Below are 26,001 nucleotides of genomic sequence, written 5' to 3'. Positions count from 1 at the left end.
ATTATATTACGTGTTTTATGATAATTCAATGATACTATGTTATAATAACAAAGGGAGATGATATCATGAAAAAAGTTGCTATCTTATTAAAAGATGGATTTGAAGAATTAGAAGCTTTAAGTGTTTTAGATGTTTGCCGTAGAGCAGGTATTGAAGGTGAATTAATTGGTATGGATAGTGAGTTTGTAGCCAGTTCACATAACTTGATTGTTAAGGCAGATAGACTTTACGATGATGAAATAAAAGACTTTGATGCTGTTGTTATCCCAGGAGGGATGCCTGGAGCAAAAAACTTACAAAAAGATCATCGAGTATTAGAATTAGTTAAAATGATGTTTGAAGCAAACAAGATTGTTGCGGCTATTTGTGCAGGTCCTATTGTATTACAGGCTGCCGGTGCTTTAAAAAATAAAACCGTAACATGTTATCCTGGCTTTGAAGATGAATTAACAGACGCAAATTATAAAGAAGCATTAGTAATAAAGGATAAAAATATTATCACTGGTAAAGGTCCAGCAGCAGGGTTTGCTTTTGCTTATGAAATAGTTGAAGCGTTAGGCATTGATAGTGAGCCATTAAAAGAATCTATGCAATATCATTATCTAATCAATCATTAATGTGATAGTTGTCTCATTGTTAATAGAATACTACTTAATGTTACAATTTCAATAATACCATTAATGGTACCAAACATCATCAGTAATAAAATAATAATACTTATTTGCCAATTAAGCCAATAATCAACTTGATTGGCTTTTTTATATGATGTTAACATGGATTGTTTAATGATGAGTTTGAGCAAAACAAAAGTAAGAATGAGTGCTAAAAAAGTAAGCCCTACATGTAAAAATGAAGTTAAATCACTGGTAGAAAGATGATAGGGTAAAAAGGTACCAATAATAAACAAACAAGAAATAAGATATAGGATTCTTCTATTTGATCTGTTGCTAAGATGATAAAGCTTGATAAATATAAAAAGAATATTGATTATAAGCCATCCAAAATAGAGAACATAATGATGATAAACAAGTAAACTTGTGAAATTATTATAAAGAGGATGAAATGTAAAAGATAAACAAATTGTTAAAATAATGAGTAGATATTCCATAATAGACTCCTTATTTTTTATTTTATATCATTTTTTACTTTATGTCATATATTATTATTGAGGTGGCATGATGAAAGGATATGTCGAGGTCTTAGATAAAAGAGATGAATGGCTTAAATATTATTTGTTAAATTCAGGATATAAGTTAAGCGAATTTAGAAACGATTTAGATTTTTATTATTTAGGTAAAAATGGAAATCAATATTGTGATTTAAGATGTCCTTATATTTTTACATTAAATGACGGAGTATATCCAACAATTAATATTAATAAAGATATTATTTTTAAGCAAGAAAATAATTTATTGACGGTTTTAGGTTTGTTAAAATTAATGATTGAAAACAGGCACGGCTATCGCAATCGTATTTTGATTTTGGGTTTTGGAGATTTAGCTCAAAAAATAGCGCATTGTTTAAAGCAATATCATAATACAATAACGATTGCTAATAGGAATAATAAAGATGATGTCATTATTAAACAAAGGGGATACCAGCATGTTGATTTGAAACATATAGAAGGGGAATTTGATGTCATTATTAACACTATCCCTAAAGAAACAATTTGTTATCAAACATTTGACAAAAGTGTTATTTATGATTTAGCTACAACTATAAGTATAAATCATGCATCGTATTATTCATATCGATCGTTACCGGGAATGTTTTTTCCAAGGCAAAGTGCCAAACTTATTTTTCATACTATGGATAGGGTGATGAGAAATGTTAAAAAATAAGAAGATAGGAATAGGTATTACTGGTTCTTTTTGTTCTATGAAGCCATTGTTGCTTTTTTTAAAAGAATTAAATGATCATGGTGTGGATCTTTATGTCTTTTTGACTGATGAAGTATTAAACTATGATACACGCTTTTTTAAACATCAACATTTAATATCGCAAATAAAAGAATATACAAAGCATCCGTTAATTACTCATATTGTTGATGCTGAACCCTTTGGTCCAGTAATTCAGTTAGATTTAATGATTGTCTATCCTTGCAGCGGGAATACTTTAGCTAAGTTAACTCATGGGATTAATGATAATGCTGTTACAATGGCAGTTAAAGCTACTTTAAGAAATAATCGAAATATTGTGATTGGACTTTGTTCAAATGATGCTCTTTCAACAAGCGGTGTTAATTTTATGCAGTTGATGAATACAAAACACTTTTATTTTATGCCTATGTATCAGGATGATACAATAAAGAAACCCAATAGTTTATTAACTGAATATACATTAGGAATTCAAACAATTGTTAATGCTTTAAATGATCATCAAATTCAGCCGATTTTTATTACTCACAAACGTGAAAGATGACTTTTTCTTTTTTGATTTATTTGTTACAATAAATAAAGAGTTAGCAAACTGATTAACTTTATGTTAGAATAAACGCACTGTAAAGAATCATAAAAAAATGAAATAGGAGGTAGAAATGAAAAAAGATGTTGTTAAAATCTTGCCTATGGGTGGTCAAGCTGAAATGGGTAAGAGTATGTATTGTATAGAAATTAATGAAAAGATATTTATTATAGATGCAGGACATCGTTTTCCAGAAGTGGATAAGCTTGGAGTAGATATCATTATTCCTAGTTTTGATTATTTAAAAGATAATAAAGATAAAATTGTTGCGGTAATTATTACTCATGGACATGATGATGTGATGATGGCTTTACCTTATTTATTAGAGGAAATTAATGTACCTATTTATGCACCTAATCTAACAGCTGATTTAATTGAACAAATGATACATCGTTATCAAAAGAAAACAAGAAGCAAGACAAAATATCAATTGAATCGAGTAAAACGTAATGATTCAATTGAAATCGCAGGGGTTCCTGTAGAATTTTTTCCAGTAACACATTCTATTCCTGGAAGCGTTGGTGTCGCTTTATGGACAAATAGAGGTTACATTGTTTATGGTGGAGAATTTATTATTGATTTTGGAGCTCCTGAAGGTTTTGGATGTGATATTCAAAAAATGATGGAAATTGGAAAAAAAGGTGTATTGGCTTTATTATGTGAATCATCATATGCTAAAAATGATGGTTATACTTCGCCAAAACATAAACTTACTTCACAAATAGAACAAGATTTTGAAGATAGTGAAGGAAGAATTATTATTTCTAGTTATGCGCAAAATATTTTTAGAAGTAAAGAAATTGTTGAATTAGCTAAAAAATATAATCGTCGTATTGTTTTTTATGGACGTGATAAATATGATAGTACGAATAGTATTGTTCGTATTGGACAGCAGTTAAAAAAAGCGGTTATCTCGATTCCTAAAAAACTTATTGCTTTTTCTACAGATATTGCTAAAGAAGAATTGAATGATCGTTTAGTTATTTTATTAAGTGGTAGTCCTAGACGTATTTATCATGATATTTGTGATATCATTGATGGTGGTGATGAATATTTAAAATTAAAGGATACTGATACCTTTGTTGTTGCATCTCCGGTATTACCCGGAACAGAAAAGATTGCAAACAAAGCTATCAATGAGTTATATAAAACAGATTCTAAAATACATGTATTAAAAAACAAAGAACTTTATTCAATGCATGCTAGTCAAGAAGATATTAAAGTGATTATTCAAATTTTTAAACCAAAATATTTTATTCCAATCAAAGGAGAGTATCAACACTTTATTGCTTGTGGTGATATTGCAAGAGGAATGAATATTAAAGATGATCATATCATTATCATTGATAATGGAGAACGCATTTCATTTAAAGGTGGTAAATTAGAAGATTATCGAGATACTTTTGAAATTGAAGATGTAATGATCGATGGTATTGGTGTTGGTGATGTCGGAGCAAAAGTCATTGATGATCGTATCCAATTATCAAATGATGGTGTTGTTATTATTGGTGTGACAATCGACAGTAAAACAAAGAAAATTATAGCTAATACAGATGTACAGACTCGAGGATTTGTTTATCTAAAAGACTCTGAAAATATTATTAAAGGAATTATTGATATTGCTGAAACATGTATTAAAGATTTAGAAAAAAATCCAGAATTGGAAGTCGTTGAGGTACGTCAGACAATTAAAGAAAAAACAAATAAATTTATTACTAAAGAAACAGGGAAAAAACCTGTCATTTTACCAATAGTTATTGAAGTATAATGTGTTAATGCACCATTAATAATGGTGCATTTTATGATGTAACCTTATTTTGACGATTATGTACTTATACGATATAATATACAACTAAAGGAGGGAAGATAATGGCAAAGACAAAACGTAAGAAAAAATCAAAGCAAGAACAGATTAGTGAAGAATTAAGAACACGTATTATTGCTTCGGTTTGCTTATTTTTAATTATTATCGCAGCTTTAAAGTTAGGAATAGTAGGCGAAAAATTAGATTTTGTTGTTCGTTATTTATTTGGTAACTTCTACGGCATTATTTATTCTTTATTTGTTGCTTTAAGTGTTTATGTTGTTTATGGTGCGACTTTGCCTTCCTTCTCTACTCCAAAGGCTGTTGGTTTTTATATGGCTTTAATTGGAATATTAGTCATGATGAATATTAATCAAGATGGCAATACAGGAATTCAAGTCATTCAAGTATATATTAAAACTATTCCTTTAAATAGAGGAGGATTAATAGGCGCTGTTTTATATGGTGTTTTAAGTATGCTTTTTGACTATGCAGGAGCTATGATCGCAGCAGTACTTATTTTATTAATTGGGATGACATTGATTTTTAGCCGTTATTATGTACAGTATAAAAAAACACATAAAGGGAAATCATTGTTACAAAAAAAAGATTCTCAACATGATACATATAAAGGAAAGAGTATTTTTAAAGATTTCTTTTCAAAGAAAAAAGAAGATCAATCATCCTTTTTCCCTGAAGACTATTTTGAAGATGAAAATCAAGAAACAGATTCTATACAAGAAAACAATGAAATTAATAAACTGGAAGAACCTCATTTAGATCAATTTAATGAAGAGGATCAGGATTTGCCAACAACTTTTGCTTATAATGAAGAGTCAAATTCTTTAGATATTAAAGACAAAGAAGAATTACAGGAAGAAGTCGTTGAAGAAAAACCACAACCTAAAAAAACAGGAAAATATCGTTTGCCATCTCTTTCATTATTGCAAACAATACCAAACAAGAAAAATGGTGAAAATAAGACACACGCTTTAGATAATGCAGAAAAATTGCGAGATGTTCTAAAAGAATTTGGGGTTCATGCGAGCATCAGCAATATTTTTATTGGACCTTCGGTTACTAAATATGAATTAAGATTAGAAACTGGAACAAGGGTCAATCGGATTATGCAGCTGCAAGATGATATTAAACTAGCTCTTGCGGCACGTGATATTCGTATTGAAGCACCTATTCCTGGAAAGTCAGCGATTGGTGTAGAAATTCCAAATCTTGTGCCTTCTATGGTTACTTTTAAAGAGGTTTTTAAAGATATTCCTGCTAATTTAAGGGATAATAAACTTTTGGTTCCTTTAGGAAAAGATATTAGTGGCAAAGCCATCTATGCTGAATTAAATAAAATGCCACATTTATTGATAGCTGGGGCAACGGGATCGGGTAAATCTGTGTGTGTTAATACAATTATTTGTAGTATTTTAATGAGGGCTAAGCCAGATGAAGTAAAACTGATTTTGGTTGATCCAAAAAAAGTTGAGTTATCTAATTATAATGGTATTCCTCATTTATTGGCGCCTGTTGTAACTGATCCCAAAAAAGCGGCAGCTACTTTACGAGAAGTCGTGGCTGAGATGGAAAGACGCTATGACTTGTTTACAAAAGCCAATGTTAAAAAGATTGAAATGTATAATCAATATGTTGAAAATAACAAAAATGATGAACTTGAAAAATTACCTTACATTGTTGTTATTTTAGATGAGGTTGCTGACTTAATGATGGTTGCAAGTAAAGATGTTGAAGATTGCATTATGCGTATTGCCCAACTTGCAAGGGCAGCTGGAATTCATTTGATTGTTGCAACCCAAAGACCATCAACCGATATCATTACAGGTGTAATTAAAGCTAATATTCCTTCACGTATTGCTTTTGCTGTTTCTTCTAGTATTGATTCTCGTACTATTCTTGATTGCTCTGGTGCTGAAAAACTTCTTGGAAAGGGTGATATGTTATTTTCACCAATGGGTTCTTCTTCTCCGGTACGTGTTCAAGGTGCGTTTGTTACCGATGAAGAAGTGCAGGCTATTGTCTATCATGTTACAAATCAACAGGCAGTTCAGTATGATGAAAAATATGTCAATGTTAAACCTACGCTATCTGCTAATTTAGCTAAAGAAGAAGCTGAAGATGAAGAATATGAAATGTGTCGTGCTTTTGTTATTAAAGCGCAAAAAGCAAGCACATCATTATTACAAAGGCAATTTAGAATAGGTTATAATAAGGCAGCAAGAATTATTGATCAATTAGAAAGTGATGGCGTCATTGGACCTCAAATCGGCTCAAAGCCACGTGAAGTCTATATTCGTGGTTATAGTGAAGAAGATATTTAAAAAATGATAGAATTGGTTCTATCATTTTTTAAAATAATGAATAATGGTGTATAATAATGTTTGTTTAAAGGAGTATTTATGGAAAAAAATTATATGATGAAAGGGTATCAGTTACATTTGATACCAACAACAAAGTTTAAAAATATTACAATTTCATTAAAATTACAAAACAAATTAGATTTAAAAACAGTAACAAAAAGAACTTTACTTTCTTTTATGCTTGTTACAGGAACACAAAAATATCCATCCACACAAGAGTTTTCGAAATTTTTAGAAAATTTATATGGTATGAAATATGGGACAAGTGTAACATCTAAAGGAAAAAGTCATATTATTAATATGAATAGCATTTGTATTAATCAAGAATACTTGCCTTATCAAGAGGATTTGTTAACGCAACAAATCCAAATGTTGAATGATGTTTTAAATCACCCTAATGCAATGAACCATCTTTTTAATGAACAAATGTTTGAAATTAAAAAAAGAGAATTAAAAGAACGCTTAATTGTTCAAAAAGATGACAAATTTTCTTATAGTTTAGAAAAACTATTTGAATATATGGGAAAAGATCAACCATTAGGTATTTCTACTAGTGGCTATCTTGAAGAACTTGATGCAATAACTAATGAAGAGTTGTTTGCTTATTTCAAGCAATGTTTAATGGAGGATCATAAACATCTTTATGTTGTAGGGGATATTGATGATTCTATTGTTAGCTTATTTGAGCAATACTTGACATTGCCTGAACAAAATCATACTTATGACACTTCTTATCATTATCAAGTATACCGTAATGATATTCAAGAAATCATTGAAGAACAAGATATTACACAATCTAAATTAAATATAGGTTATCAAATAGACAGTGAATTCATGTCACATAATCATTATGCTACGACTGTGTTCAATGCTTTGTTTGGTGGCTTTAGTCAATCAAAATTATTTAAAGTTGTTAGAGAACAACATTCATTATGTTATTATATTTCTTCTAGTTATGATGCGTTTAATGGTATTGTCATTGTTAATGCTGGGATTGAAAGAAAAGATTATCAAAAGACAAGAGAACTTATTGATGAACAACTTAAATTAATTCAACAAGGAAAGTTTAGTGATGAGGAATTAGATATTATAAAAGGTATGCTAAAAAATGCTTTGACACGTTCTAAAGATGAATCTTTAAGTATGATTTCTTTATTATATAATCGAGATATTACTGGTAAAGAAGAAACGGATGATGAATATTTGAGCAAATTAATGGCTGTAACTAAAGAAGAAATCATGGCTATTGCTGGTACAATGAAATTAGATACAATTTTCTTATTAACAGGGAGAAGTGAATAATGGAAGAATTATATTACCAAACATTAAAAGAAACTTTATATCATGAAAAACTTGATAATGGTCTAGAAGTATATTTACTGCCTAAAGTTGGCTTTGAAAAAACTTATGGATTATTTTCTACTCGTTTTGGCTCAGTTGATACCACTTTTATACCTCTTGGTGAAAATAAGATGATAACTGTTGAAGATGGTGTTGCTCACTTTCTTGAACATAAAATGTTTGATATGAAAGATGGTGATGCAGCCGACAAATTTGCTTTACTAGGAGCAAGTTCTAATGCTTTTACATCATCTAGTCGTACTGCTTATTTGTTTTCAACGACTTCTCATGAAAATGAATGTGTTGAACTCTTATTAGATTTTGTTCAAGAATTAGCTATTACTGATAAAAGTGTAGAGAAAGAAAAAGGAATCATTGGTCAAGAAATAAAAATGTATGATGATGATCCTGATTGGAGAGTCTATTTTGGGTCAATTGAAAACCTTTATCAAAATCATCCGGTAGCAAAGGATATTGCTGGAACAGTAGAAACGGTAAATAGAACGACTAAAGAAATGTTGGAAACATGTTATAAAACATTTTATCATCCCAATAATATGATGCTTTTTGTTGTCGGAAATATTGATCCTCATGTCACAATGAAACTTATCATAGACAATCAAAATAAAAAACATTTTGATTTACCTCAACCTATTGTACGACGTGAAATAAAAGAACCATTAGATATTAAAACACCGTTAGTTGAAAAAACAATGGATGTTGAAATGAGTAAGATTATTGTTTCAATAAAAGTTAACGAACAATTAAAAACACCCCTAGAAAAGTTAAAAAGAGAATTGTCATTAAATATCCTGTTTGATTTATTATTTTCTAAAAGTTCAAAATTATATAACGAATGGTTAGAAAAAGGAATCATTAATGATTCTTTCAGTGCAAACTTTACACAAGAAAGAGACTATGCATTTATTCAAATGGGCGGAGATCAAGATCGTTATCTTGAACTTAAAGATCAAATTTATGATTTTATTGAACATATTAAAGATATTAAATTCAATTTAGAAGATTTTGAAAGAATAAAAAGAAAAAATATCGGCAATTTTATAAATGTTTATAATAGTCCTGAGGCGATTGCAAACTTATTTAGTCGTTATTATTTTGAGGGTATTATTTCGTTAGATATTGTTGACATTATTTCAACAATTCAACTTGAAGATATTTATAGTGTTATGAAGTATTTTGATTTAAAGTATACATCAACGTTTATTGTAAAAAAATAAATGAAAGATGTTTATTAAAATATTTTCTATGGTATAATACCAATGCTAGAGAGTATAATAAATTTCCTACAAATTAGATAAGGGAACCTGATCTAAATAATGGTGTTGAAAGCCTGTCAAGAATAGGAATCCTAAAATTATTTAAAGGTGCCCACCTGCACATACCAGGGATAATCTAACAAACTCTCTAGTTTTTTATTAAAAGGAGATTATAACTATGGCTGAAATAGATCAAAAGTTAATTTCAAGAATTAATGAATTAGCTAAAAAGAAAAAAGAAGGAACAATTACTGAGGAAGAACTAGATGAGCAAAAAGAACTAAGAGCTCAATATCTTAAGGCATTCCGTGCGGGATTTAAACAACAATTAAGTAATGTAAAAGTTGTTGATGAAAAGGGGAATGATGTGACTCCTCATAAAAAAACAAAGCATTTAAACTAGGCATGAATTCACTGATTTGTGCCTTGTTTTTTATGTCGAAATGTGTATAATAAGATTTAGTTTTATTAAAAAGGGAGATTATGGAATGGACACGTCAAATTTATCTATAGCAACGATTAGAAGTTTAGGTATTGATACAATTAATAAAGCCAATTCTGGGCATCCTGGAATGGTTCTTGGATCTGCACCTGCTTTATATACTTTATTTACAAAAGAAATGAATTTTTATCATAAGGAAGCTAATTGGTTTAACCGTGATCGTTTTGTTTTAGCATCAGGTCATGCTTCGGCATTATTATATTCATTATTGCATTTATCTGGTTATCAAATTTCAATTGATGATTTAAAACAATTTAGACAATGGGGTTCTAACACTCCTGGACATCCTGAACATGGTATGACTGATGGGGTAGATGCTTCTTCTGGACCACTTGGACAAGGTATTCCAATGGCAACAGGAATGGCAATGGCTGAGAAGTTTTTAGCAACAAAATATAATAAAGAAGATTTAGATATTGTTAATCATTATACATATGTTTTATGTGGTGATGGAGATATGCAAGAAGGGGTAACTTATGAAGCTGCTTCAATTGCTGGACACTTATCTTTAGGAAAACTTATTGTTTTATATGATGCAAATCAAGTCACTTTAGATGGTCCATTATCAATGTCATTTAGCGAAAATGTTAAAAAACGTTATGAAGCGTGTGGATGGCAAGTCATAGAAGTTGATGATGGAAATGATATTGTTTCAATTCATAAAGCAATAAAAAAAGCTAAAAAGGAAAGTTTTAAACCAAGTTTAATTATTGTTAATACTACAATTGGTTTTGGTTCTAAAAATCAAGGAACAAACAAAGTACATGGTTCACCATTAGGACAAGAAGATGGTAAAAATGCCAAATTATCTTATGGGTTTGATCATGAAGATTTTTATGTTCCTGAAGAAGTTTATGATGATTTTAAAGATACATGTATTAAACGTGGACGTAATAAGTTCAACAAGTGGAATCGTACTGTAAAACAATACAAAGAAAAATATCCTGAATTAGCTAAAGAGTTATTTGATGCTATTGATGGACATTATCACCTTGATATTGATGAAATTACAAAGAAATATGAAAAAGGATATTCAGATGCGACAAGAAATACTTCATTAGAAATTATTCAAGAGGTAGCCAAACAAAATCCTACATTCATGTCTGGAACAGCTGATTTAGCATCATCAACTAAAACACAAATTAAAGGTGAAAACAATTTTAGTACAGAACATTACGATGGTCGTAATCTAGTGTTTGGAATTCGTGAATTTGCTATGGTTGCTATTTTGAATGGTATGACATTACATAAAGGTGTAAAAGTTTCTTCAGGGGGATTCTTAGTTTTCTCTGATTATTTCAAAGGTGCTTTACGTATGGCAAGCATTATGAAATTACCAATTATTTTACCATTATCTCATGATTCAATTGCTGTTGGTGAAGATGGTCCAACTCATCAACCAATTGAACAATTAACAATGCTTAGATCTTTACCTGATATTCAAGTCATAAGACCAGCTGATGCTATTGAAATGGCTTCTGCATGGAAAATTGCTGTAGAAACAACAGATTGTCCAACTGCTTTAATTCTTACAAGACAAAATGTAGAAACAATGGAAAATAGTAGCTATGAAGGTGTTAAACATGGTGGATATGTTATTGGGCATGAAAAAGACAGACTTGATGGTATTATTTTAGCTTCTGGTAGTGAAGTTAATCTTGCTATGAAAGCTAAAGAAGAATTATTAAAAGATAATATTGATGTACGTGTTGTATCAATGCCATGCATGGAATTATTTGATAAACAAGATCCTGCTTATAAAGAATCTGTTTTACCAAATGGTATCCGTCATCGTCTTTCTATTGAAATGGGAAGAGATTTCTGTTGGCATAAATATGTTGGCTTAGATGGAAAAACTATGGGTATTGATCAATTTGGAGCGAGTGCACCAGCAAATGAAGTGATTACTCATTATGGGTTCACTGTAGAAAACGTTGTTAAAAATATGAAAGAAATAATTAAATAAAGAATAAAGTTAATCTTTTTAAACTGTTGACAATAATTTGTTAACAGTTTTTTTATATCATACAATTGTTGTTGACATTAAATTTATGAAAAATTAAAACTAAAAAGCTAAGATAATATGGTATACAAATAAGACGCAATCGACAATGATGGCTATTTTGTTAACTATAAAAGCAAGGTTATTTTTTGATGTGCAAGTATATATGTCTGTTAGTATAGCGTATTAATGGACGAAAAATGAAGTGGCTTCAAAAAAGTGAGGATACGTTTTGTATGTACATAAAAGGATAAAGAATGGGTGTGTAAAATCAATCCTTTTTTTGACAATTATTTTTGTTTTGAAAGTGTATACTAAATATGGGTGATCAAAATGAAATATGTTATTTACCGTTATCGAGATGAACTATCAAATTTAATTCATAAATATCCATGTGTTATTGATGTTTTTCGTAGTATAAAACCGGATAATGTTTACCATGAAAGGCAATTACAACAAATATTTGCAGATAACGAAAATATTAATAATTTAATTTATCAAAACTTATCTTTGAGAAAAGGCTATAAAAGAAGTGGTAACAAACATTATTTTATTAATGAATTAACAAATGAAAAAATTTGTTGTATTGTTAATCATTATTACATAACAATACTATCTAAAGATAAATATAATATATTCTTTGATATATTATATCAAATTTCGCAAAGTTATGTTATAATGTCAAAGCAAGTGTAAATATTAGGAGGTATTACAATGGTATTATATTTAATCATTGGTCTAATTATAGGACTGGTAGCTGGTTTCTTTGCTGCACGTTATTTCTTTAAAAAACAAATGCAAAAAAATCCACCAATCAATGAAAAAATGATTCGTGCTATGTACATGGAAATGGGTAGAAAACCTAGTGAAGCTCAAATTAGAAAAATTATGAATACAGTAAAAGCACAATATAAATAAGGGATATCCCTTATTTTTTATTATGAAAATATATATTACGCGTCATTCTAAAACTCTTTGGAATGAACAATTTAAGCTTCAAGGTTGGAAAGATTCCCCACTCACTTTAGATGGAAAACGTGATGCATTGTGTTTAAAAGATGCAATCAAAGATAAAAACATTGACTCTGTCTATTCTAGTCCATTAAACAGGGCCTATGAAACAGCTCAAATCATTTTTCCTAAAAGTGAAATTATAAAAGATAAACGTTTAATGGAAATGAATTTTGGTATTTATGAAGGAAGAAATATTAAGGAATTAAAAAATAATCATGAATATCATGATTTGTGGAATAACCCTTCACCGAATTATGGATTACCAGGTGGTGAAACATATCAACAAGTTATTGATCGTTTTCAAAATTTCATTGACGAAAAATATAAAGAGAATCCTAATCAAACAATTTTTATTACTATTCATGGTATGTTATTTACAATTGTTCATGGAATTGCCTTAAATTTACCTGTAAATCGTTTTAATGAAATTAACGGGGAAATTATACGTGGCTGTTCTTTGTCATTGATTGAGTATAAAAATAGTCAATATCAAATACAGTATCTTGGCAAAGATGATTATTTGGATCCACAAACTAAAATTAGCTATAAATAAAAGTCATATAAACATATGACTTTTTTACATCCATTTAATTTTAGGTTCAGTATGATTTTTGATGCGCTTTAAATTTGGTATATGTCGGTAAACAAGAATAAGTACAATAAACAAATTAACGATTTTACCTGTAAGTGAAATTGACATAAATGGTGTGCATAGAAGCACTGTAAGTGATGCAAGGACAGATGATAATGAAACATATTTGAATATCTTTAGAATGATGAGGAATACAAGTAGTACAGCTAAAGCCCATAATGGATAAACTGCAAAGAAATATCCTATAGCAGTTGAGACGGCTTTACCACCTTTAAATCCTGCAAAGATTGGCCAACAGTGTCCAATGACACAAGCTAAAGCACAAATATATTTTAAATCTTGATTGATATGTAAAACAGAACATAAATAACTTGTTAAAAGTACAACTATCATTGCTTTAGATGCATCTAATATAATAACAGCCAAACCAACCGGTTTTCCTAAAACACGTCCTGCATTTGTTCCACCCAAATTCCCAGATCCAGATAAACGAATATCTGTATTAAAAAACAACTTACCAATGACCAGAGCAAAAGGTATTGATCCATATAAATAACTTATTAATATAAGTATTATTTCTTTCATTTTTTTATCACCAACATTATTATAATGAAGAATATCAAAAAAGCAAATAATCTTTAAAAAAAATAAGAACTTTGATATAATAGGAAAAGCGTAAAAAGGAGGATTTATAATTCATGGCAAATAATCATTCATATGATGAATCAAATATTCAAATTCTTGAAGGACTTGAAGCGGTCAGAAAAAGACCGGGAATGTACATCGGTTCAACTGATGCACGTGGATTGCATCATCTCGTATGGGAAATAGTAGACAATGCAATTGATGAAGCACTTTCAGGGTTTGGTAATAAAATAGAAGTGACAATTGGCAAAGATAATAGTATAAAAGTCACAGATCATGGACGAGGAATGCCTACAGGAATGCACGCTTCAGGACGACCTACAACCGAAGTTATTTTAACTATCCTTCATGCTGGTGGAAAATTTTCTGAAGATGGTGGGTATAAAACATCTGGAGGATTGCACGGAGTAGGTGCCAGTGTTGTTAATGCTCTTTCTTCATGGCTTGAAGTGACCATTCATCGCGATGGTAAGATTTATCATCAACATTTTAGTGATGGTGGAGAGACAATTGGTAAACTAGAAGTTATTGGTAAGTGTAAAGATACGGGGACTACAATTCATTTTTTACCTAATAAAGATATTTTTTCAACGACTGAATTCAATTATAATACGATTAGTGAAAGATTGATGGAAAGTGCTTTTCTTTTAAAAGGAATTACAATTAATTTAAAAGATGAAAGAACTGATAAAGAGGTTTCCTATTGTTATGAAAATGGATTAGAAGCATTTATAGATTATTTAAATCTTAATAAAGAAACACTGCATCCTATAGTTTCTTTAGAAGGAGTAAGTCAAGAAATTGAACTAGATATTGCATTACAGTTTACAAATGGATATCAAGAAAATACCTTATCATTTGTTAATCTTGTTCGTACTGGAGATGGAGGAACACATGAAACAGGATTTAGAAGTGGTCTAACAAAAACTTTTAATGAATATGCTAGAAAATATGGCTTATTAAAGGAAAAAGATAAAAACTTAGAAGGTAATGATATTCGAGAAGGATTGACTGCTATTATTTCTGTCAAAGTTCCTGAACATTTATTGCAGTTTGAAGGACAAACGAAGTCTAAGTTAGGGACAACAGAAGCAAGAAATGCAGTAGATTCGTTAGTGTATGAAAAGCTGTCCTATTATTTAGAAGAAAATAAAGAGATTGCTGATTTACTTGTTAAAAAAATGATTAAAGCGGCACAAGTAAGAGATGCTGCAAGAAAAGCAAGAGAAGCTGCTAGAAAAGGAAAAGGAACAAAGCAAGAAAGAATATTAAGTGGAAAATTAGCGCCAGCGCAATCAAAAAACAAAAAGAAAAACGAATTGTATTTAGTCGAAGGTGATTCAGCAGGCGGAAGTGCTAAACAAGGACGAGATCGAAAATATCAAGCAATTTTGCCTTTGCGTGGAAAAGTGTTAAATAGTGAAAAGACATCAATTCAAGATATTATGAAGAATGAAGAACTGGCTACGTTAATTAATACTATTGGTGCAGGGGTTGGTGCTGATTTCCAAGTAAAAGATAGTCATTATGATAAAGTGATTATTATGACCGATGCCGATACTGATGGAGCTCATATCCAAATTTTATTATTAACTTTTTTCTATCGCTATATGAAAGATTTAATTTTAGCAGGAAAAGTATATATAGCTTTACCACCATTATATAAGGTTTCTAAAAAGGTAGGTAAAAAGGAACAAATTATTTATGCCTGGGAAGATCATGAACTTGAAGAAGCAAAAAAGAAAATTGGAAGAGGTTATAATGTTCAACGATATAAAGGATTAGGGGAAATGAATGCAACTCAATTATGGGAAACAACAATGAATCCTGAAACAAGAACATTAATTCAAGTGTCTATTGAAGATGCAGCTATTGTTGAAAGACGTGTTTCGGTATTGATGGGTGATAAAGTTGAGCCACGTCGTGAATGGATAGAACAAAATGTCCAATTTTCTTTAGAAGATGATTACAATATTGAATAAAGGAGTAAACTATGAGCGATAAAAAAATAGTCATGACACTAGAAACAATCATGGGAGATCGTTTCGGTAAATATTCAAAATATATAATTCAAGACCGTGCTTTACCAGATGTTCGTGATGGATTAAAGCCTGTTCAGCGTCGTATTCTTTATTCAATGAATAAAGAAGGAAATACAGCAAATAAACCATATCGTAAATCTGCTAAAACAGTGGGAAATGTTATTGGTAATTATCATCCTCATGGGGATAAATCGGTTTATGATGCGATGGTTCGTTTATCACAAGAATGGAAGATGAGAGCACCACTTGTTGACATGCAAGGGAACAACGGATCAATCGATAATGATCCTGCTGCTGCTATGCGTTATACAGAGGCAAGACTTTCTCCAATAGCCAGTGAATTATTAAAGGATTTAGATAAAGAAACTGTATTAATGTCATTAAATTTTGATGATACAGAATATGAGCCAACTGTTTTACCTGCTGCTTATCCTAATTTATTAGTGAATGGAGCTACTGGTATTTCGGCAGGTTATGCTACAGATATACCACCTCATAATTTAGAAGAAGTTATTGACGCTACGATTTATCGTATAAAACATGATCATTGCACTTTAGAAAAAATGATGGAATTTATTAAAGGACCTGATTTTCCTACTGGCGCCATTGTGGAAGGTATTGATGGGATTAAAAATGCTTTTAAGAATGGAAAAGGAAAAGTTATTGTTCGTGCTAAAACAGAAATCGTAGAAGATAAAAACATGAATCAAATAGTAGTGAGTGAAATTCCTTACGAAGTGAATAAAGCTGATCTTGTTAGAAAGATAGACGAAATTCGTTTTAATAGGAATATAGATGGTATTATCGAAGTGAGAGATGAGTCCGATCGTGAAGGTTTAAGAATTGTTATTGATTTAAAAAAGACTGCTGATGTGCAAAATACGTTAAATTATTTATATAAAAATACAGATTTACAAAAAAATTATAATTATAATATGGTTGCAATTAAGAATAAAAGACCTGTATTAATGGGTATTATTGATATTCTTGATGGTTATATTGATCATCAAATTGATGTTGTAACACGTAGCAGTATTTATGATTTAAATAAAGCTAAATCAAGATTACATATTGTAGATGGTTTGATTAAAGCTATTTCTATTTTAGATGAAGTCGTTAAAACAATTAGAGCATCTAAGGATAAGAGTGATGCTAAGAACAATTTAATTAAACAATATCAATTTAGTGAAAAACAAGCGGAAGCAATTGTCATGTTACAATTATATCGTTTAACAAATACAGATATTGTTTCATTAGAAGAAGAAAAGCAACAATTAGATCTTCAAATAAATGAATTGAATGAAATTCTTGACAGTGATGATAAGTTACGGTCAGTTATTATTAACCGATTAAAATCAATTAAAAAACAATATCCAATGCCTCGACTTACTCAAATAAAAGAACAAGTTAGTGAAGTAAAAATTGATGAAAAAGCGATGATTATTGCTGAAGATATTAATATTTCTATTACAAGAGATGGATATATTAAACGTATTTCTAATCGTTCTATTAAAGCAAGTGACAAAACACCATTTGGTAAAAAAGATGATGATTCATTAGTTGCTTTATTTAAAGCCAATACAGTTAATAATTTACTTTTATTTACTAATAAAGGAAATTATTTATTTATTCCTTGTCATAAAATAGAAGAATTTAAGTGGAAAGATGTAGGAAAGCATGTAAGTTATCTTGTTAAAGTACCAGCTGATGAAAAAATTGTTTCTGCCATTTTGGTTGATGATTTTAAACAGCCGTTGTATGTTATGATTGCTACTAAAAATGGGCAAATTAAGCGTACAGCATTGCAGGACTTTGAAGTACAGCGATATTCCAAGGCGATGAAATGTATGGGGCTTAAAGGTGAAGATGAAGTGATAGATGTAAAACTTACAGATCAAAATAGAGGAGTTATTTTAGTAACACGTGCTGGATATGGTGTGTTATATAGTGAACAAGAAGTTTCAATAGTAGGTCTAAAAGCTTCAGGAATTAAAGCACTTAACTTAAAAGATGATATTGTTGTTTCGATGGATGTTTTTAATCCAATGTTGACTTATTCATTGTTAGTGTTGAGTAGTGATGGTGGTATTAAAAGATTAAAATTAGCAGATATTCCAGCTTGTAAACGTACCACAAAGGGAACACCACTATATCACAATTTAAAAACAAAGACTATTTTCACGTATAAAGCTGTTGTTGTAAGTAATCAAGATGAAATTAATGTTACGACAACTTCATTAAATTCTAAGGAATTTAAAGCTGTTGATTTTAATAACGCACGTTTAGATTCACGCTTTACACCTCTTATTAAATTAAGTAAAGATGAATGGCTAAAAGATGTATATATTGATAAGCCATTATATACTTCTGATTTTATTATTAAAACAAATCAAGATATTCATTTAAAAAATAAAGAAGTCGTAGAAGATACATTGTTTGATTTAGTGGATAACCAAGAAAGTAGAAATCATGAAACGAAAGCATCACATGATAAAAAGGTTAATAAGTTTGAAAAATTATCACTTGATGACTTTTTAAAAGATTAAAACAACTCTTATGAGTTGTTTTGTTTTATATATGCTTTATATAGTTTGATGAGAGCTCTTTTTTCAATACGAGATACATATGAACGTGAGATGTTCATTTCTTTAGCAAGTTCTTTTTGGGTGCGTTTGGATTGATTGTTTAATCCATAACGTTTTATTAATATTTCTTGTTCTCTTTTGTTTAAAATAGAAAAGTTTTGAATAAGGCTTTGTATTTTATCATTTTGATCAACTTGGTCAATAAGAGGGGGATCGTTATTTTCTAAGAGTTCTTCTAAAACTATTTCACTTCCATCTTTATCAACACCAATTATTTCATTGAGGGAGATATCACTGTTTGTTTTTTTACTGCTTCTTAGATGCATTAAAATCTCATTTTCAATACATCTGGATGCATAAGTTGCAAGTTTAATATTTTTATCAGGATTGAAAGAATCAACAGCTTTAATTAGACCAATTGTTCCAATTGATATTAAGTCTTCTTGTAGATCTTTTTGATTTTCGTATTTTTTAGCTATATGAGCTACTAGCCTTAGGTTCCTTTCAATCAAAATATCTCTTGCCTGTAAATCCCCAGTAAGTTTTTTAGCTAAATAAAATTGTTCTTCGTGATGGCTTAAAGGAAGTTCAAATGATTTAGAACGAATATAAGAAACGAAGAAACTGTTTGTTAGTAATGTAAGTATTAGATTAAACATTTTATCACCTTTATTTTATCTTATGTCGTAAAATAAAAAATAATGAAGAATGAATAGAAAATAAAGAATTATAGGACTTTTCTTTTCTTTTAAAATAGGTTAAAATGAGGTACAATTGGTCATGAAGTGAGGTTGAATATGGAAGAAATAAGATGTTATGGTTGTGGAGCAATTATTCAAAATGAAAATAAAAAAATGATTGGATATGTTCCAAAGAGTGCGATGAATAATGAAGTTGTATTGTGTCAAAGATGTTTTAGATTAAAAAATTATCATGAGTTAAATGAAACAAATTTAACACAAGATGATTTTTTAAATATTTTACAGACAATAGGGGATACCAATAGTCTTGTTGTTTATATGATTGATTTATTTGATTTTAATGGTAGTCTTATTCCTGGTTTAACACGACATTTAAGTCAAAATGATATCTTGATTGTAGGTAATAAACGTGATATTTTGCCTAAGTCTGCAAAAGATCAAAAAATAATTAAATGGTTAAGAAGACAATTAAAAGAATATGGTATAAAACCTGTAGATGTATTACTTACTAGCGGTATAAAAAAATATAATGTTGATACGCTTATAGAGATGATAGAACATTATCGAAACAAGCGAGATGTCTATGTTGTGGGAGTAACAAATGTAGGGAAATCATCGATGATTAATACTTTGATTAAAAGTATTAATCCAACAGAAAATAATTTAATTACAACAAGCGAATTTCCAGGTACAACATTAGATTTAATTGAAATTCCTTTTGATGATCACAGTAGTTTATATGATTCACCAGGAATTATTAATAAACATCAAATAGCTCATATCATTGAAAAAGAAACATTGAAAGAAATTATGCCAACTGGAGAATTAAGACCTGCTACATTCCAATTAGATAACCAGCAAACGTTATATTTTGGTGGATTAGCAAGAATTGATTTTATTAAAGGGAAACATAGTAGTTTTACATGCTATTTTAATAGACGCTTAACAATTCATCGTACAAAATTAATTAATGCAGATGAATTATATAATCGTCATAAAACACTTAAACCAACTTTAAAGCAAATTGAATCTATTAAAGATTTTGCAAATTTTCAATTTAAATTGCCTGATTATAAAGTGGATATTGTTATTTCTGGGTTAGGTTTTATCAGTGTTCATTCACCTGATTCAATTATTAAAGTAAAAGCGCCTCATGGTGTTGGGGTATTTATAAGAGAAGCACTTATATAGGAGGAAAATATGTTAACAGGAAAACAAAAAAGATATTTAAGAAGTGAAGCACATCATTTATCAGCAATCTTTCAAATTGGTAAAGATGGGGTACATAGAAGTCAAATTGAAGGTATTATTGATGCCTTAGATGCTAAAGAATTAATTAAAGTAAAAATATTAGAAAGTTGCAGTCAATCAAAAAATGAAGTGGCTTTAGAACTTTCTATGAAAACAAAAGCTGATGTTGTCCAAATTTTGGGAAGAACAATTATTTTATATAAACCTAGTGATAAGGAAATTTATAGATTACCATGAGTCGCATTGGAATATTAGGTGGAGCTTTTGATCCCATTCATTTAGGACATACAAGAATTATAAAAGAATCTATTTTAAAGTTGAATCTTGATACATTGTTAGTTATACCAACTAAAAATAATCCTTGGAAAGATCATAGTGCATTGTCTAATAATGATCGTATTAATACAATCTCTTTAGCGATAAAGGATATAGCTAAAGCTAAAATTTGTACAATTGAGCTAGATAGCTTAACAGAGGATAAAAACTATACAATAGATACTTTGAAAACTTTAAAAAAACAGTATCAAAATGACGAATTGTTTTATATTATGGGCATGGATCAGGCAAGCAAGTTTAATCAATGGAAAAATGCCAAAGAAATTAGTGAACTTGTTTCTTTAGTTGTATTTAAAAGACCGGATTATCAAGAAAATAACAATTTAAAAACTTATCATTTTCTTGAAATAGAAACTTCTATAAGTCATGAATCAAGTACAGCAATTAAACAAGGACATATAGAAATGTTAGATAAAAATGTTTTATCTTATCTTGCAAATCACGGACTATGTCTAGATTCACTTATTAAGAAAAAAATGTCCAATAAGCGTTATCTTCATACGCTTAGTGTCGCTAAACTAGCAAGAGAATTTGCACAAAGTAATCATTTAGATGATTTGAAGGCTTATATAGCAGCTATGATGCATGATGTGGCTAAAGAAATGGATAAGGATTTAGAATTAGAATTAATGAAAAAATATTATTCTGAATTTCTTAATAAACCTGAACCTGTTTATCATCAATGGTTATCGTCTTATGTTTGTCAAAATGAATTTGATATACATGATCAAGAGATATTGCAAGCTATAGAGAACCATACAACTGCTAGTTTAGACATGCATTTATTAGATATGTGCGTATATTGTGCTGACAAACTTGATCCTTTAAGAGGGTATGATTCAAGTGAAGCAATTGCATTATGTAATCAAGATATTAAAAAAGGATTTGTATATTGCTTAAATGATTTTTACCAATTTTCAAAAAAGAAAAATAGGGAAATAGATCCTTGCTTTTTTGAAATATTTAATAAATTTAAAAAGGAGATATAAATGGAAAAATTAGAGATTATTGTTAAAGCGTTAGATGAAAAATTAGCTAAAGATATTACTGTTTTAGATATGGGGATGACTAGCCCTGTATGTGATTATTTTGTCATTGCTACTGCTGCTAATGAAAGAATAATGTTAGCTTTAAAAGATAATGTTGAAGAAAAATGCGAAGAAAACGGATATTCCGTTAAATCTATTGAAGGTAAAAAAGCAAGTCAATGGATTTTGATGGATTATGGAGATATTGTTGTTCATCTATTTGATCCAGAAGAAAGAAAAAACTATAACTTAGAAAAATTATGGGCAGATATGCCAACAGTGGATATTGAGGAGTTATTAAAATAATGTCATACGAAGCATTTGCATATTATTATGATAGTTTAATGGATGCTGATTTTTATAAAGATTACGTTCAATTTATAAAAGAACATGCTGATTTTCAAACTGTTTTGGAATTAGGATGTGGTACTGGCGAAATTGCAGTGCGTCTAGCCAAGCGAAAGAAGGAGGTTTATGCAACTGATTTATCTAAAGATATGTTAGAAGTTGCACGAATGAAAGCTTCAAGACAAAACGTTGAATTGATGCTAGGACGCATAGATATGCGAGATTTTATAGTTGATCAAAAATTAGATTTAGTTTTATGTTTATGTGATTCTCTTAATTACATTATAGAACGTGATGAAGTGAAAAAGACATTTGTTAACTGTTTTAATGCTATCAAAGACGATGGTTGTTTTATATTTGATGTAGATAGTATTTATAAGATGGAAAATATTCTAAAAGATTATCTTGAAGAAAATGATGATCCTGATTTTTATTTCAAGTGGAAAGTAGATTCGTTAGGATATGGACATGTTGTACATCATGTTGAAATTATTGATAAGATTGAAAATGAACATGTAAGCGAAGAACATATACAAAAAACATTGACAGTAGATGAATACAAAAACATGTTATTAGAAGTAGGATTTAAAGATATTGAAATTTACAGTGATTTTGGTGAATATCATGATGACTGTGAAAGAGTTATATTTGTTTGTAGAAAAGAGGCAAAATGATGATAGGTATTATTGGAGCAATGGAAGAAGAAGTAAATGCTATTTTAGATAAATGTGAAATCAATCAAGAAAAGCAAATATTGGATTGTCATTTTTACGAAGGCAAAGTTTTTGATAAAGATATTGTTGTTTTACAGGGTGGAATTGGAAAAGTAAATGCTGCAATTTGTACATCTATTTTAATTAGTGAATATCACCCAAATTTTATTATCAATATTGGTTCAGCAGGTGGTTTACAATCTAATCAAAATGTAGGTGATGTTGTTATTTCAAAGGAAGTAGCATATCACGATGTTGATGTTACTGCTTTTGGTAGACAAATTGGCGAAATACCAGGAATGCCAGTTGTTTTTAAAGCAGATTCGATCTTAGTTGATAAGGCTAAAACAATCTTAAATGAAATGAATATTACATATCATCATGGTTTAATTGTATCTGGAGATCAATTTATTCATCAAAAAGTACAAGTTGATGAAATAAAAAATAATTTTCCTAATGCACTTTGTAGTGAAATGGAATCAACTGCTATTGCACAAACTTGTTATAAATACCAAATTCCGTTTATTATTACACGTTCATTATCTGATGTATTTGGTAAAGGCAATTCGTCTATTCAATTTGATGAGTATTTAAAAAAAGCAAGTGAAGCTTCTGCAAAGTTATGTGTTGAATTAGTTAAGGTGGCATAAGATGAGAAAAGGAGAGATAGAATTACTTGCACCTGCCGGTAGTTATGAAGCAATGGTTGCTGCAGTTCAATCTGGTGCAAATGCTGTCTATTTAGGTGGACAGCTTTTTGGTGCTCGTGCCTATGCTACCAATTTTGATCGTGATGAATTAAAAAAAGCAGTCGAATACTGTCATTTACATCGAGTTCTATTGTATGTGACAGTAAATATTTTATACCAAAATTCTCAATTTGAAGAATTATTAGAATACATCAATTATTTATATTCTATTCATGTAGATGCATTGATTATTCAAGATATGGGATTGTATTATTTTGTAAAAAAATACTTTCCCCATTTTGAAATTCATATTTCTACACAAGCAAGTGTCAAAAATAAAGCTGGTGTTCAATATTTTGAAAGTCAAAATGTTGATCGTGTTGTCATTGCTAGAGAAACATCAATAGATGAAATTGAAGATATTTGCCATGATACAAACATTGACATTGAAGTTTTTGTTCATGGTGCAATTTGTATGTCTTACTCTGGTCAATGTTTGATGAGTAGTATGATTGCTAAAAGAAGTGGTAATCAGGGTGCGTGCGGGCAACCATGTCGATTACAGTATGAGTTTTTAAAAAATGGTAAAATAGAGCATAATGAAAATAAATATATACTTTCACCTAAAGATTTATGTTCTATTGATCATATTCCTAGATTGATTGAAGCGGGTGTTAAATCTTTTAAAATTGAAGGAAGAATGAAAAAGCCAGAGTATGTAGCGAGTGTTGTTTCTTCTTATCGTCAAGCGATAGATGCTTATTACAAAAATCAACCTATAGATACTCAACAAGCCAAAAATAATATGATGAAGATCTTTAATCGTGGATTTACTGGTGGATTTTTATGGAATGACAAAAATTTTGTTTCATCAGACATTCCCGGAAATAGAGGTGTTAAAGTTGCACAAATAGTAAGATACAATAAAAAAGAAAAAAAACTTATACTACGTTTAACAAATTTAATTCATCAAAATGAGCGTCTTTATTTTCCTAAAGAAGAACTGACACGTACAGTGACAAAGATGTTTAAAAAGCGTTTATTGGTGAATGAAGCATATAAAGATGATATTATTGAAATTGAATTAAATAAAGAAATTGATATAAAACAAGATGTTTATAAAATAAGTGATTATGTATATGAAAAAGAATTACAAAAATATATTCAACATGAAAATATTTCTTTACCTATTTCTATGAAAGTAATCGGTAAGATTAATGAGCCTTTGACTTTAACTGTATATGATGATTCGACGTCTTTAACGGTGCACACTACACAAACAATAGAAAAGGCTTTAAAAACGCCATTATCAACTGAGAGAATTAAACAACAGTTATCTAAATTAGGAAACACAATTTACCATTTAGATAAAATTACAATTGATTTTTGTGATAATGGCATTATTCCGATTAAATCTTTAAATGACTTAAGGAGAGAAGCTATCGCACAGTTTCAACAAAAGAAATTAAATAAGCATCAAGAATCAGTTCACGTCATATTAGATAAAAAACTCACGAAAAGAAAACAAGTAAAAGAACTTAATGTTATGATTTCAAATTTAAAACAATATAGTGCTATTGATTTAAATCAAGTTCATCATGTATTTATTCCGTTTTTTCTTTTGAATAAGATGGATAATATTGATGATCGTATCATACCATATATACCTTATTTATACTCGCAAGATGATTTAAATGAATTTATCGAATCTGATTTGTTTAATTTGTTTAATCAGGTACTTGTTAGCGATTATGGTGCATTGCAATTAATAAAGGAAAAAAAGAAAGTGATTTTAAGCAATAATTTCAACCTATGCAACGATTATGGGATAGAAGCATTAAATAATGATTTTGTGATACCTTATGAAATGACGGAAAAACAAATCAATAATATTCATACTACTCAAAAATCTTATTTTATTGCTTATGGAAAAATTACAAATATGAATATGAAACATTGTATTATAAGTCAATTTTATTTAGGGAAAAAAGTTGATAAGTGTAATTTATGTAAACATGGTACATATCAATTAAAAGATCGTAAAGGGAAATTATTTGATATTCTTACTGACACATATTGTAATAATTATATTTTGCATTATAAGACACTCGAATGTTATGAATTAGATTATTTTAATGCAGATGCAATCATTTTAAATTTTACTAATGAGGCATTTGATGATATCAAAAAGATTATTAATAGATATGATCATATTATTAATAATAGGTCAGTAATCAATACGACAAATCTAAACACATTTACAGGATATTTTTAATCCTGTTTTTCT

At 29.4% G+C, this 26,001-nt stretch carries 24 protein-coding genes and 1 other RNA gene; 22 read left to right on the top strand and 3 right to left on the bottom strand.

Features of this window, described 5'->3' with window-relative positions:
* Positions 1-65 precede the first annotated feature (65 nt).
* Positions 66-617, top strand: coding sequence for a DJ-1 family glyoxalase III (locus DWZ53_RS00880; RefSeq protein WP_118431065.1), 552 nt, complete (start codon positions 66-68; stop codon positions 615-617).
* On the opposite strand, the gene DWZ53_RS00875 is transcribed toward DWZ53_RS00880, so the two are convergent.
* Positions 614-1,108, bottom strand: a complete 495-nt coding sequence (locus DWZ53_RS00875) for a hypothetical protein (protein ID WP_118431063.1) — start codon at positions 1,106-1,108, stop codon at positions 614-616. The genes DWZ53_RS00880 and DWZ53_RS00875 overlap by 4 nt on opposite strands.
* A 70-nt stretch (positions 1,109-1,178) precedes the next feature.
* Between DWZ53_RS00875 and DWZ53_RS00870 the strand changes: the two genes are divergently transcribed.
* The 12 genes from DWZ53_RS00870 (at position 1,179) to DWZ53_RS00815 (ending at position 13,337) form a co-directional block, all read left to right on the top strand.
* Positions 1,179-1,841 carry an NAD(P)-dependent oxidoreductase gene (locus tag DWZ53_RS00870; RefSeq protein WP_158568142.1) on the top strand — a complete coding sequence of 221 codons (663 nt, stop codon included), beginning with the start codon at positions 1,179-1,181 and terminating at the stop codon, positions 1,839-1,841.
* A complete protein-coding gene (locus DWZ53_RS00865; protein ID WP_118431059.1) occupies positions 1,828-2,421 on the top strand; it encodes a dipicolinate synthase subunit B in 594 nt (197 codons plus the stop codon). Before DWZ53_RS00870 ends, DWZ53_RS00865 begins: the two co-directional genes overlap by 14 nt.
* A gap of 115 nt (positions 2,422-2,536) precedes the next feature.
* Positions 2,537-4,231, top strand: coding sequence for a ribonuclease J (locus tag DWZ53_RS00860; RefSeq protein ID WP_118431058.1), 1,695 nt, complete (start codon positions 2,537-2,539; stop codon positions 4,229-4,231).
* Between the two features lie 101 nt (positions 4,232-4,332).
* A complete protein-coding gene (locus DWZ53_RS00855) occupies positions 4,333-6,609 on the top strand; it encodes a DNA translocase FtsK (protein ID WP_118431056.1) in 2,277 nt (758 codons plus the stop codon).
* A 78-nt stretch (positions 6,610-6,687) separates the two neighbouring features.
* Positions 6,688-7,950: an EF-P 5-aminopentanol modification-associated protein YfmF gene (yfmF, locus tag DWZ53_RS00850; protein ID WP_118431054.1), complete on the top strand. Its 1,263-nt coding sequence runs from the start codon at positions 6,688-6,690 to the stop codon at positions 7,948-7,950.
* Positions 7,950-9,227, top strand: coding sequence for an EF-P 5-aminopentanol modification-associated protein YfmH (yfmH, locus tag DWZ53_RS00845; protein WP_118431052.1), 1,278 nt, complete (start codon positions 7,950-7,952; stop codon positions 9,225-9,227). Before yfmF ends, yfmH begins: the two co-directional genes overlap by 1 nt.
* A 39-nt stretch (positions 9,228-9,266) precedes the next feature.
* Positions 9,267-9,425: non-coding RNA, 6S RNA (gene ssrS, locus DWZ53_RS00840), on the top strand.
* Between the two features lie 19 nt (positions 9,426-9,444).
* Positions 9,445-9,669: a DUF896 domain-containing protein gene (locus tag DWZ53_RS00835; protein ID WP_118431050.1), complete on the top strand. Its 225-nt coding sequence runs from the start codon at positions 9,445-9,447 to the stop codon at positions 9,667-9,669.
* 85 nt (positions 9,670-9,754) lie between these two features.
* Positions 9,755-11,734 (top strand): transketolase, encoded by a 1,980-nt coding sequence (gene tkt, locus DWZ53_RS00830; protein ID WP_118431048.1) that lies wholly within the window; start codon positions 9,755-9,757, stop codon positions 11,732-11,734.
* A gap of 369 nt (positions 11,735-12,103) precedes the next feature.
* Positions 12,104-12,466: a sporulation inhibitor of replication protein SirA gene (locus DWZ53_RS00825; protein ID WP_118431046.1), complete on the top strand. Its 363-nt coding sequence runs from the start codon at positions 12,104-12,106 to the stop codon at positions 12,464-12,466.
* A gap of 18 nt (positions 12,467-12,484) precedes the next feature.
* Positions 12,485-12,688 (top strand): YneF family protein, encoded by a 204-nt coding sequence (locus DWZ53_RS00820; RefSeq protein ID WP_118431044.1) that lies wholly within the window; start codon positions 12,485-12,487, stop codon positions 12,686-12,688.
* Between the two features lie 22 nt (positions 12,689-12,710).
* Positions 12,711-13,337, top strand: a complete 627-nt coding sequence (locus tag DWZ53_RS00815) for a histidine phosphatase family protein (protein ID WP_118431042.1) — start codon at positions 12,711-12,713, stop codon at positions 13,335-13,337.
* A 24-nt stretch (positions 13,338-13,361) separates the two neighbouring features.
* Here DWZ53_RS00815 and plsY read toward each other — a convergent pair whose 3' ends face one another.
* Positions 13,362-13,961 carry a glycerol-3-phosphate 1-O-acyltransferase PlsY gene (gene plsY / locus DWZ53_RS00810; RefSeq protein WP_118431040.1) on the bottom strand — a complete coding sequence of 200 codons (600 nt, stop codon included), beginning with the start codon at positions 13,959-13,961 and terminating at the stop codon, positions 13,362-13,364.
* 113 nt (positions 13,962-14,074) lie between these two features.
* Between plsY and parE the strand changes: the two genes are divergently transcribed.
* Positions 14,075-16,003: a DNA topoisomerase IV subunit B gene (gene parE / locus DWZ53_RS00805; protein ID WP_118431038.1), complete on the top strand. Its 1,929-nt coding sequence runs from the start codon at positions 14,075-14,077 to the stop codon at positions 16,001-16,003.
* Positions 16,004-16,014: 11 nt separating this feature from the next.
* Positions 16,015-18,609 carry a DNA topoisomerase IV subunit A gene (gene parC / locus DWZ53_RS00800; protein ID WP_118431036.1) on the top strand — a complete coding sequence of 865 codons (2,595 nt, stop codon included), beginning with the start codon at positions 16,015-16,017 and terminating at the stop codon, positions 18,607-18,609.
* An 8-nt stretch (positions 18,610-18,617) separates the two neighbouring features.
* On the opposite strand, the gene sigK is transcribed toward parC, so the two are convergent.
* On the bottom strand, positions 18,618-19,307 hold the full coding sequence (sigK, locus tag DWZ53_RS00795; RefSeq protein ID WP_118431034.1) for an RNA polymerase sporulation sigma factor SigK: 690 nt from the start codon (positions 19,305-19,307) through the stop codon (positions 18,618-18,620).
* A gap of 138 nt (positions 19,308-19,445) precedes the next feature.
* Here sigK and yqeH point away from each other — a divergent pair, with 138 nt between their 5' ends.
* Genes yqeH through DWZ53_RS00765 form a run of 7 tightly spaced genes read left to right on the top strand, consistent with a single transcriptional unit; the run spans position 19,446 to position 25,989 of the window.
* The gene (gene yqeH / locus DWZ53_RS00790) at positions 19,446-20,540 is read left to right on the top strand and encodes a ribosome biogenesis GTPase YqeH (protein WP_118431032.1); all 1,095 of its coding nucleotides are present in this window, start codon (positions 19,446-19,448) and stop codon (positions 20,538-20,540) included.
* A 9-nt stretch (positions 20,541-20,549) separates the two neighbouring features.
* Positions 20,550-20,837, top strand: a complete 288-nt coding sequence (yhbY, locus tag DWZ53_RS00785; protein ID WP_118431030.1) for a ribosome assembly RNA-binding protein YhbY — start codon at positions 20,550-20,552, stop codon at positions 20,835-20,837.
* Positions 20,834-21,925 (top strand): nicotinate-nucleotide adenylyltransferase, encoded by a 1,092-nt coding sequence (locus DWZ53_RS00780; protein ID WP_199589006.1) that lies wholly within the window; start codon positions 20,834-20,836, stop codon positions 21,923-21,925. Before yhbY ends, DWZ53_RS00780 begins: the two co-directional genes overlap by 4 nt.
* Complete coding sequence (gene rsfS, locus DWZ53_RS11140; protein WP_199589004.1) at positions 21,926-22,270, top strand: ribosome silencing factor; 345 nt, start codon at positions 21,926-21,928, stop codon at positions 22,268-22,270.
* Positions 22,270-22,986: a class I SAM-dependent methyltransferase gene (locus DWZ53_RS00775; RefSeq protein WP_118431028.1), complete on the top strand. Its 717-nt coding sequence runs from the start codon at positions 22,270-22,272 to the stop codon at positions 22,984-22,986. Before rsfS ends, DWZ53_RS00775 begins: the two co-directional genes overlap by 1 nt.
* Positions 22,983-23,675: a 5'-methylthioadenosine/adenosylhomocysteine nucleosidase gene (locus tag DWZ53_RS00770; protein WP_233541798.1), complete on the top strand. Its 693-nt coding sequence runs from the start codon at positions 22,983-22,985 to the stop codon at positions 23,673-23,675. Before DWZ53_RS00775 ends, DWZ53_RS00770 begins: the two co-directional genes overlap by 4 nt.
* A gap of 1 nt (position 23,676) precedes the next feature.
* Positions 23,677-25,989, top strand: a complete 2,313-nt coding sequence (locus tag DWZ53_RS00765) for a U32 family peptidase (protein WP_118431026.1) — start codon at positions 23,677-23,679, stop codon at positions 25,987-25,989.
* Positions 25,990-26,001: the final 12 nt, after the last annotated feature.

This window comes from Coprobacillus sp. AF33-1AC (genome assembly GCF_003475785.1).
In the GTDB taxonomy this organism is placed as follows: domain Bacteria; phylum Bacillota_I; class Bacilli_A; order Erysipelotrichales; family Coprobacillaceae; genus Faecalibacillus.
This window is presented reverse-complemented; position numbering and strand designations above follow the sequence as displayed.

Bases quoted from the DNA above. Each gene is read 5' to 3' on its own strand.
- DWZ53_RS00880 (WP_118431065.1), top strand. From the start codon at position 66: ATGAAAAAAGTTGCTATCTTATTAAAAGATGGATTTGAAGAATTAGAA.
- DWZ53_RS00875 (WP_118431063.1), bottom strand. From the start codon at position 1,108: ATGGAATATCTACTCATTATTTTAACAATTTGTTTATCTTTTACATTT.
- DWZ53_RS00870 (WP_158568142.1), top strand. From the start codon at position 1,179: ATGAAAGGATATGTCGAGGTCTTAGATAAAAGAGATGAATGGCTTAAA.
- DWZ53_RS00865 (WP_118431059.1), top strand. From the start codon at position 1,828: ATGTTAAAAAATAAGAAGATAGGAATAGGTATTACTGGTTCTTTTTGT.
- DWZ53_RS00860 (WP_118431058.1), top strand. From the start codon at position 2,537: ATGAAAAAAGATGTTGTTAAAATCTTGCCTATGGGTGGTCAAGCTGAA.
- DWZ53_RS00855 (WP_118431056.1), top strand. From the start codon at position 4,333: ATGGCAAAGACAAAACGTAAGAAAAAATCAAAGCAAGAACAGATTAGT.
- yfmF (WP_118431054.1), top strand. From the start codon at position 6,688: ATGGAAAAAAATTATATGATGAAAGGGTATCAGTTACATTTGATACCA.
- yfmH (WP_118431052.1), top strand. From the start codon at position 7,950: ATGGAAGAATTATATTACCAAACATTAAAAGAAACTTTATATCATGAA.
- DWZ53_RS00835 (WP_118431050.1), top strand. From the start codon at position 9,445: ATGGCTGAAATAGATCAAAAGTTAATTTCAAGAATTAATGAATTAGCT.
- tkt (WP_118431048.1), top strand. From the start codon at position 9,755: ATGGACACGTCAAATTTATCTATAGCAACGATTAGAAGTTTAGGTATT.
- DWZ53_RS00825 (WP_118431046.1), top strand. From the start codon at position 12,104: ATGAAATATGTTATTTACCGTTATCGAGATGAACTATCAAATTTAATT.
- DWZ53_RS00820 (WP_118431044.1), top strand. From the start codon at position 12,485: ATGGTATTATATTTAATCATTGGTCTAATTATAGGACTGGTAGCTGGT.
- DWZ53_RS00815 (WP_118431042.1), top strand. From the start codon at position 12,711: ATGAAAATATATATTACGCGTCATTCTAAAACTCTTTGGAATGAACAA.
- plsY (WP_118431040.1), bottom strand. From the start codon at position 13,961: ATGAAAGAAATAATACTTATATTAATAAGTTATTTATATGGATCAATA.
- parE (WP_118431038.1), top strand. From the start codon at position 14,075: ATGGCAAATAATCATTCATATGATGAATCAAATATTCAAATTCTTGAA.
- parC (WP_118431036.1), top strand. From the start codon at position 16,015: ATGAGCGATAAAAAAATAGTCATGACACTAGAAACAATCATGGGAGAT.
- sigK (WP_118431034.1), bottom strand. From the start codon at position 19,307: ATGTTTAATCTAATACTTACATTACTAACAAACAGTTTCTTCGTTTCT.
- yqeH (WP_118431032.1), top strand. From the start codon at position 19,446: ATGGAAGAAATAAGATGTTATGGTTGTGGAGCAATTATTCAAAATGAA.
- yhbY (WP_118431030.1), top strand. From the start codon at position 20,550: ATGTTAACAGGAAAACAAAAAAGATATTTAAGAAGTGAAGCACATCAT.
- DWZ53_RS00780 (WP_199589006.1), top strand. From the start codon at position 20,834: ATGAGTCGCATTGGAATATTAGGTGGAGCTTTTGATCCCATTCATTTA.
- rsfS (WP_199589004.1), top strand. From the start codon at position 21,926: ATGGAAAAATTAGAGATTATTGTTAAAGCGTTAGATGAAAAATTAGCT.
- DWZ53_RS00775 (WP_118431028.1), top strand. From the start codon at position 22,270: ATGTCATACGAAGCATTTGCATATTATTATGATAGTTTAATGGATGCT.
- DWZ53_RS00770 (WP_233541798.1), top strand. From the start codon at position 22,983: ATGATGATAGGTATTATTGGAGCAATGGAAGAAGAAGTAAATGCTATT.
- DWZ53_RS00765 (WP_118431026.1), top strand. From the start codon at position 23,677: ATGAGAAAAGGAGAGATAGAATTACTTGCACCTGCCGGTAGTTATGAA.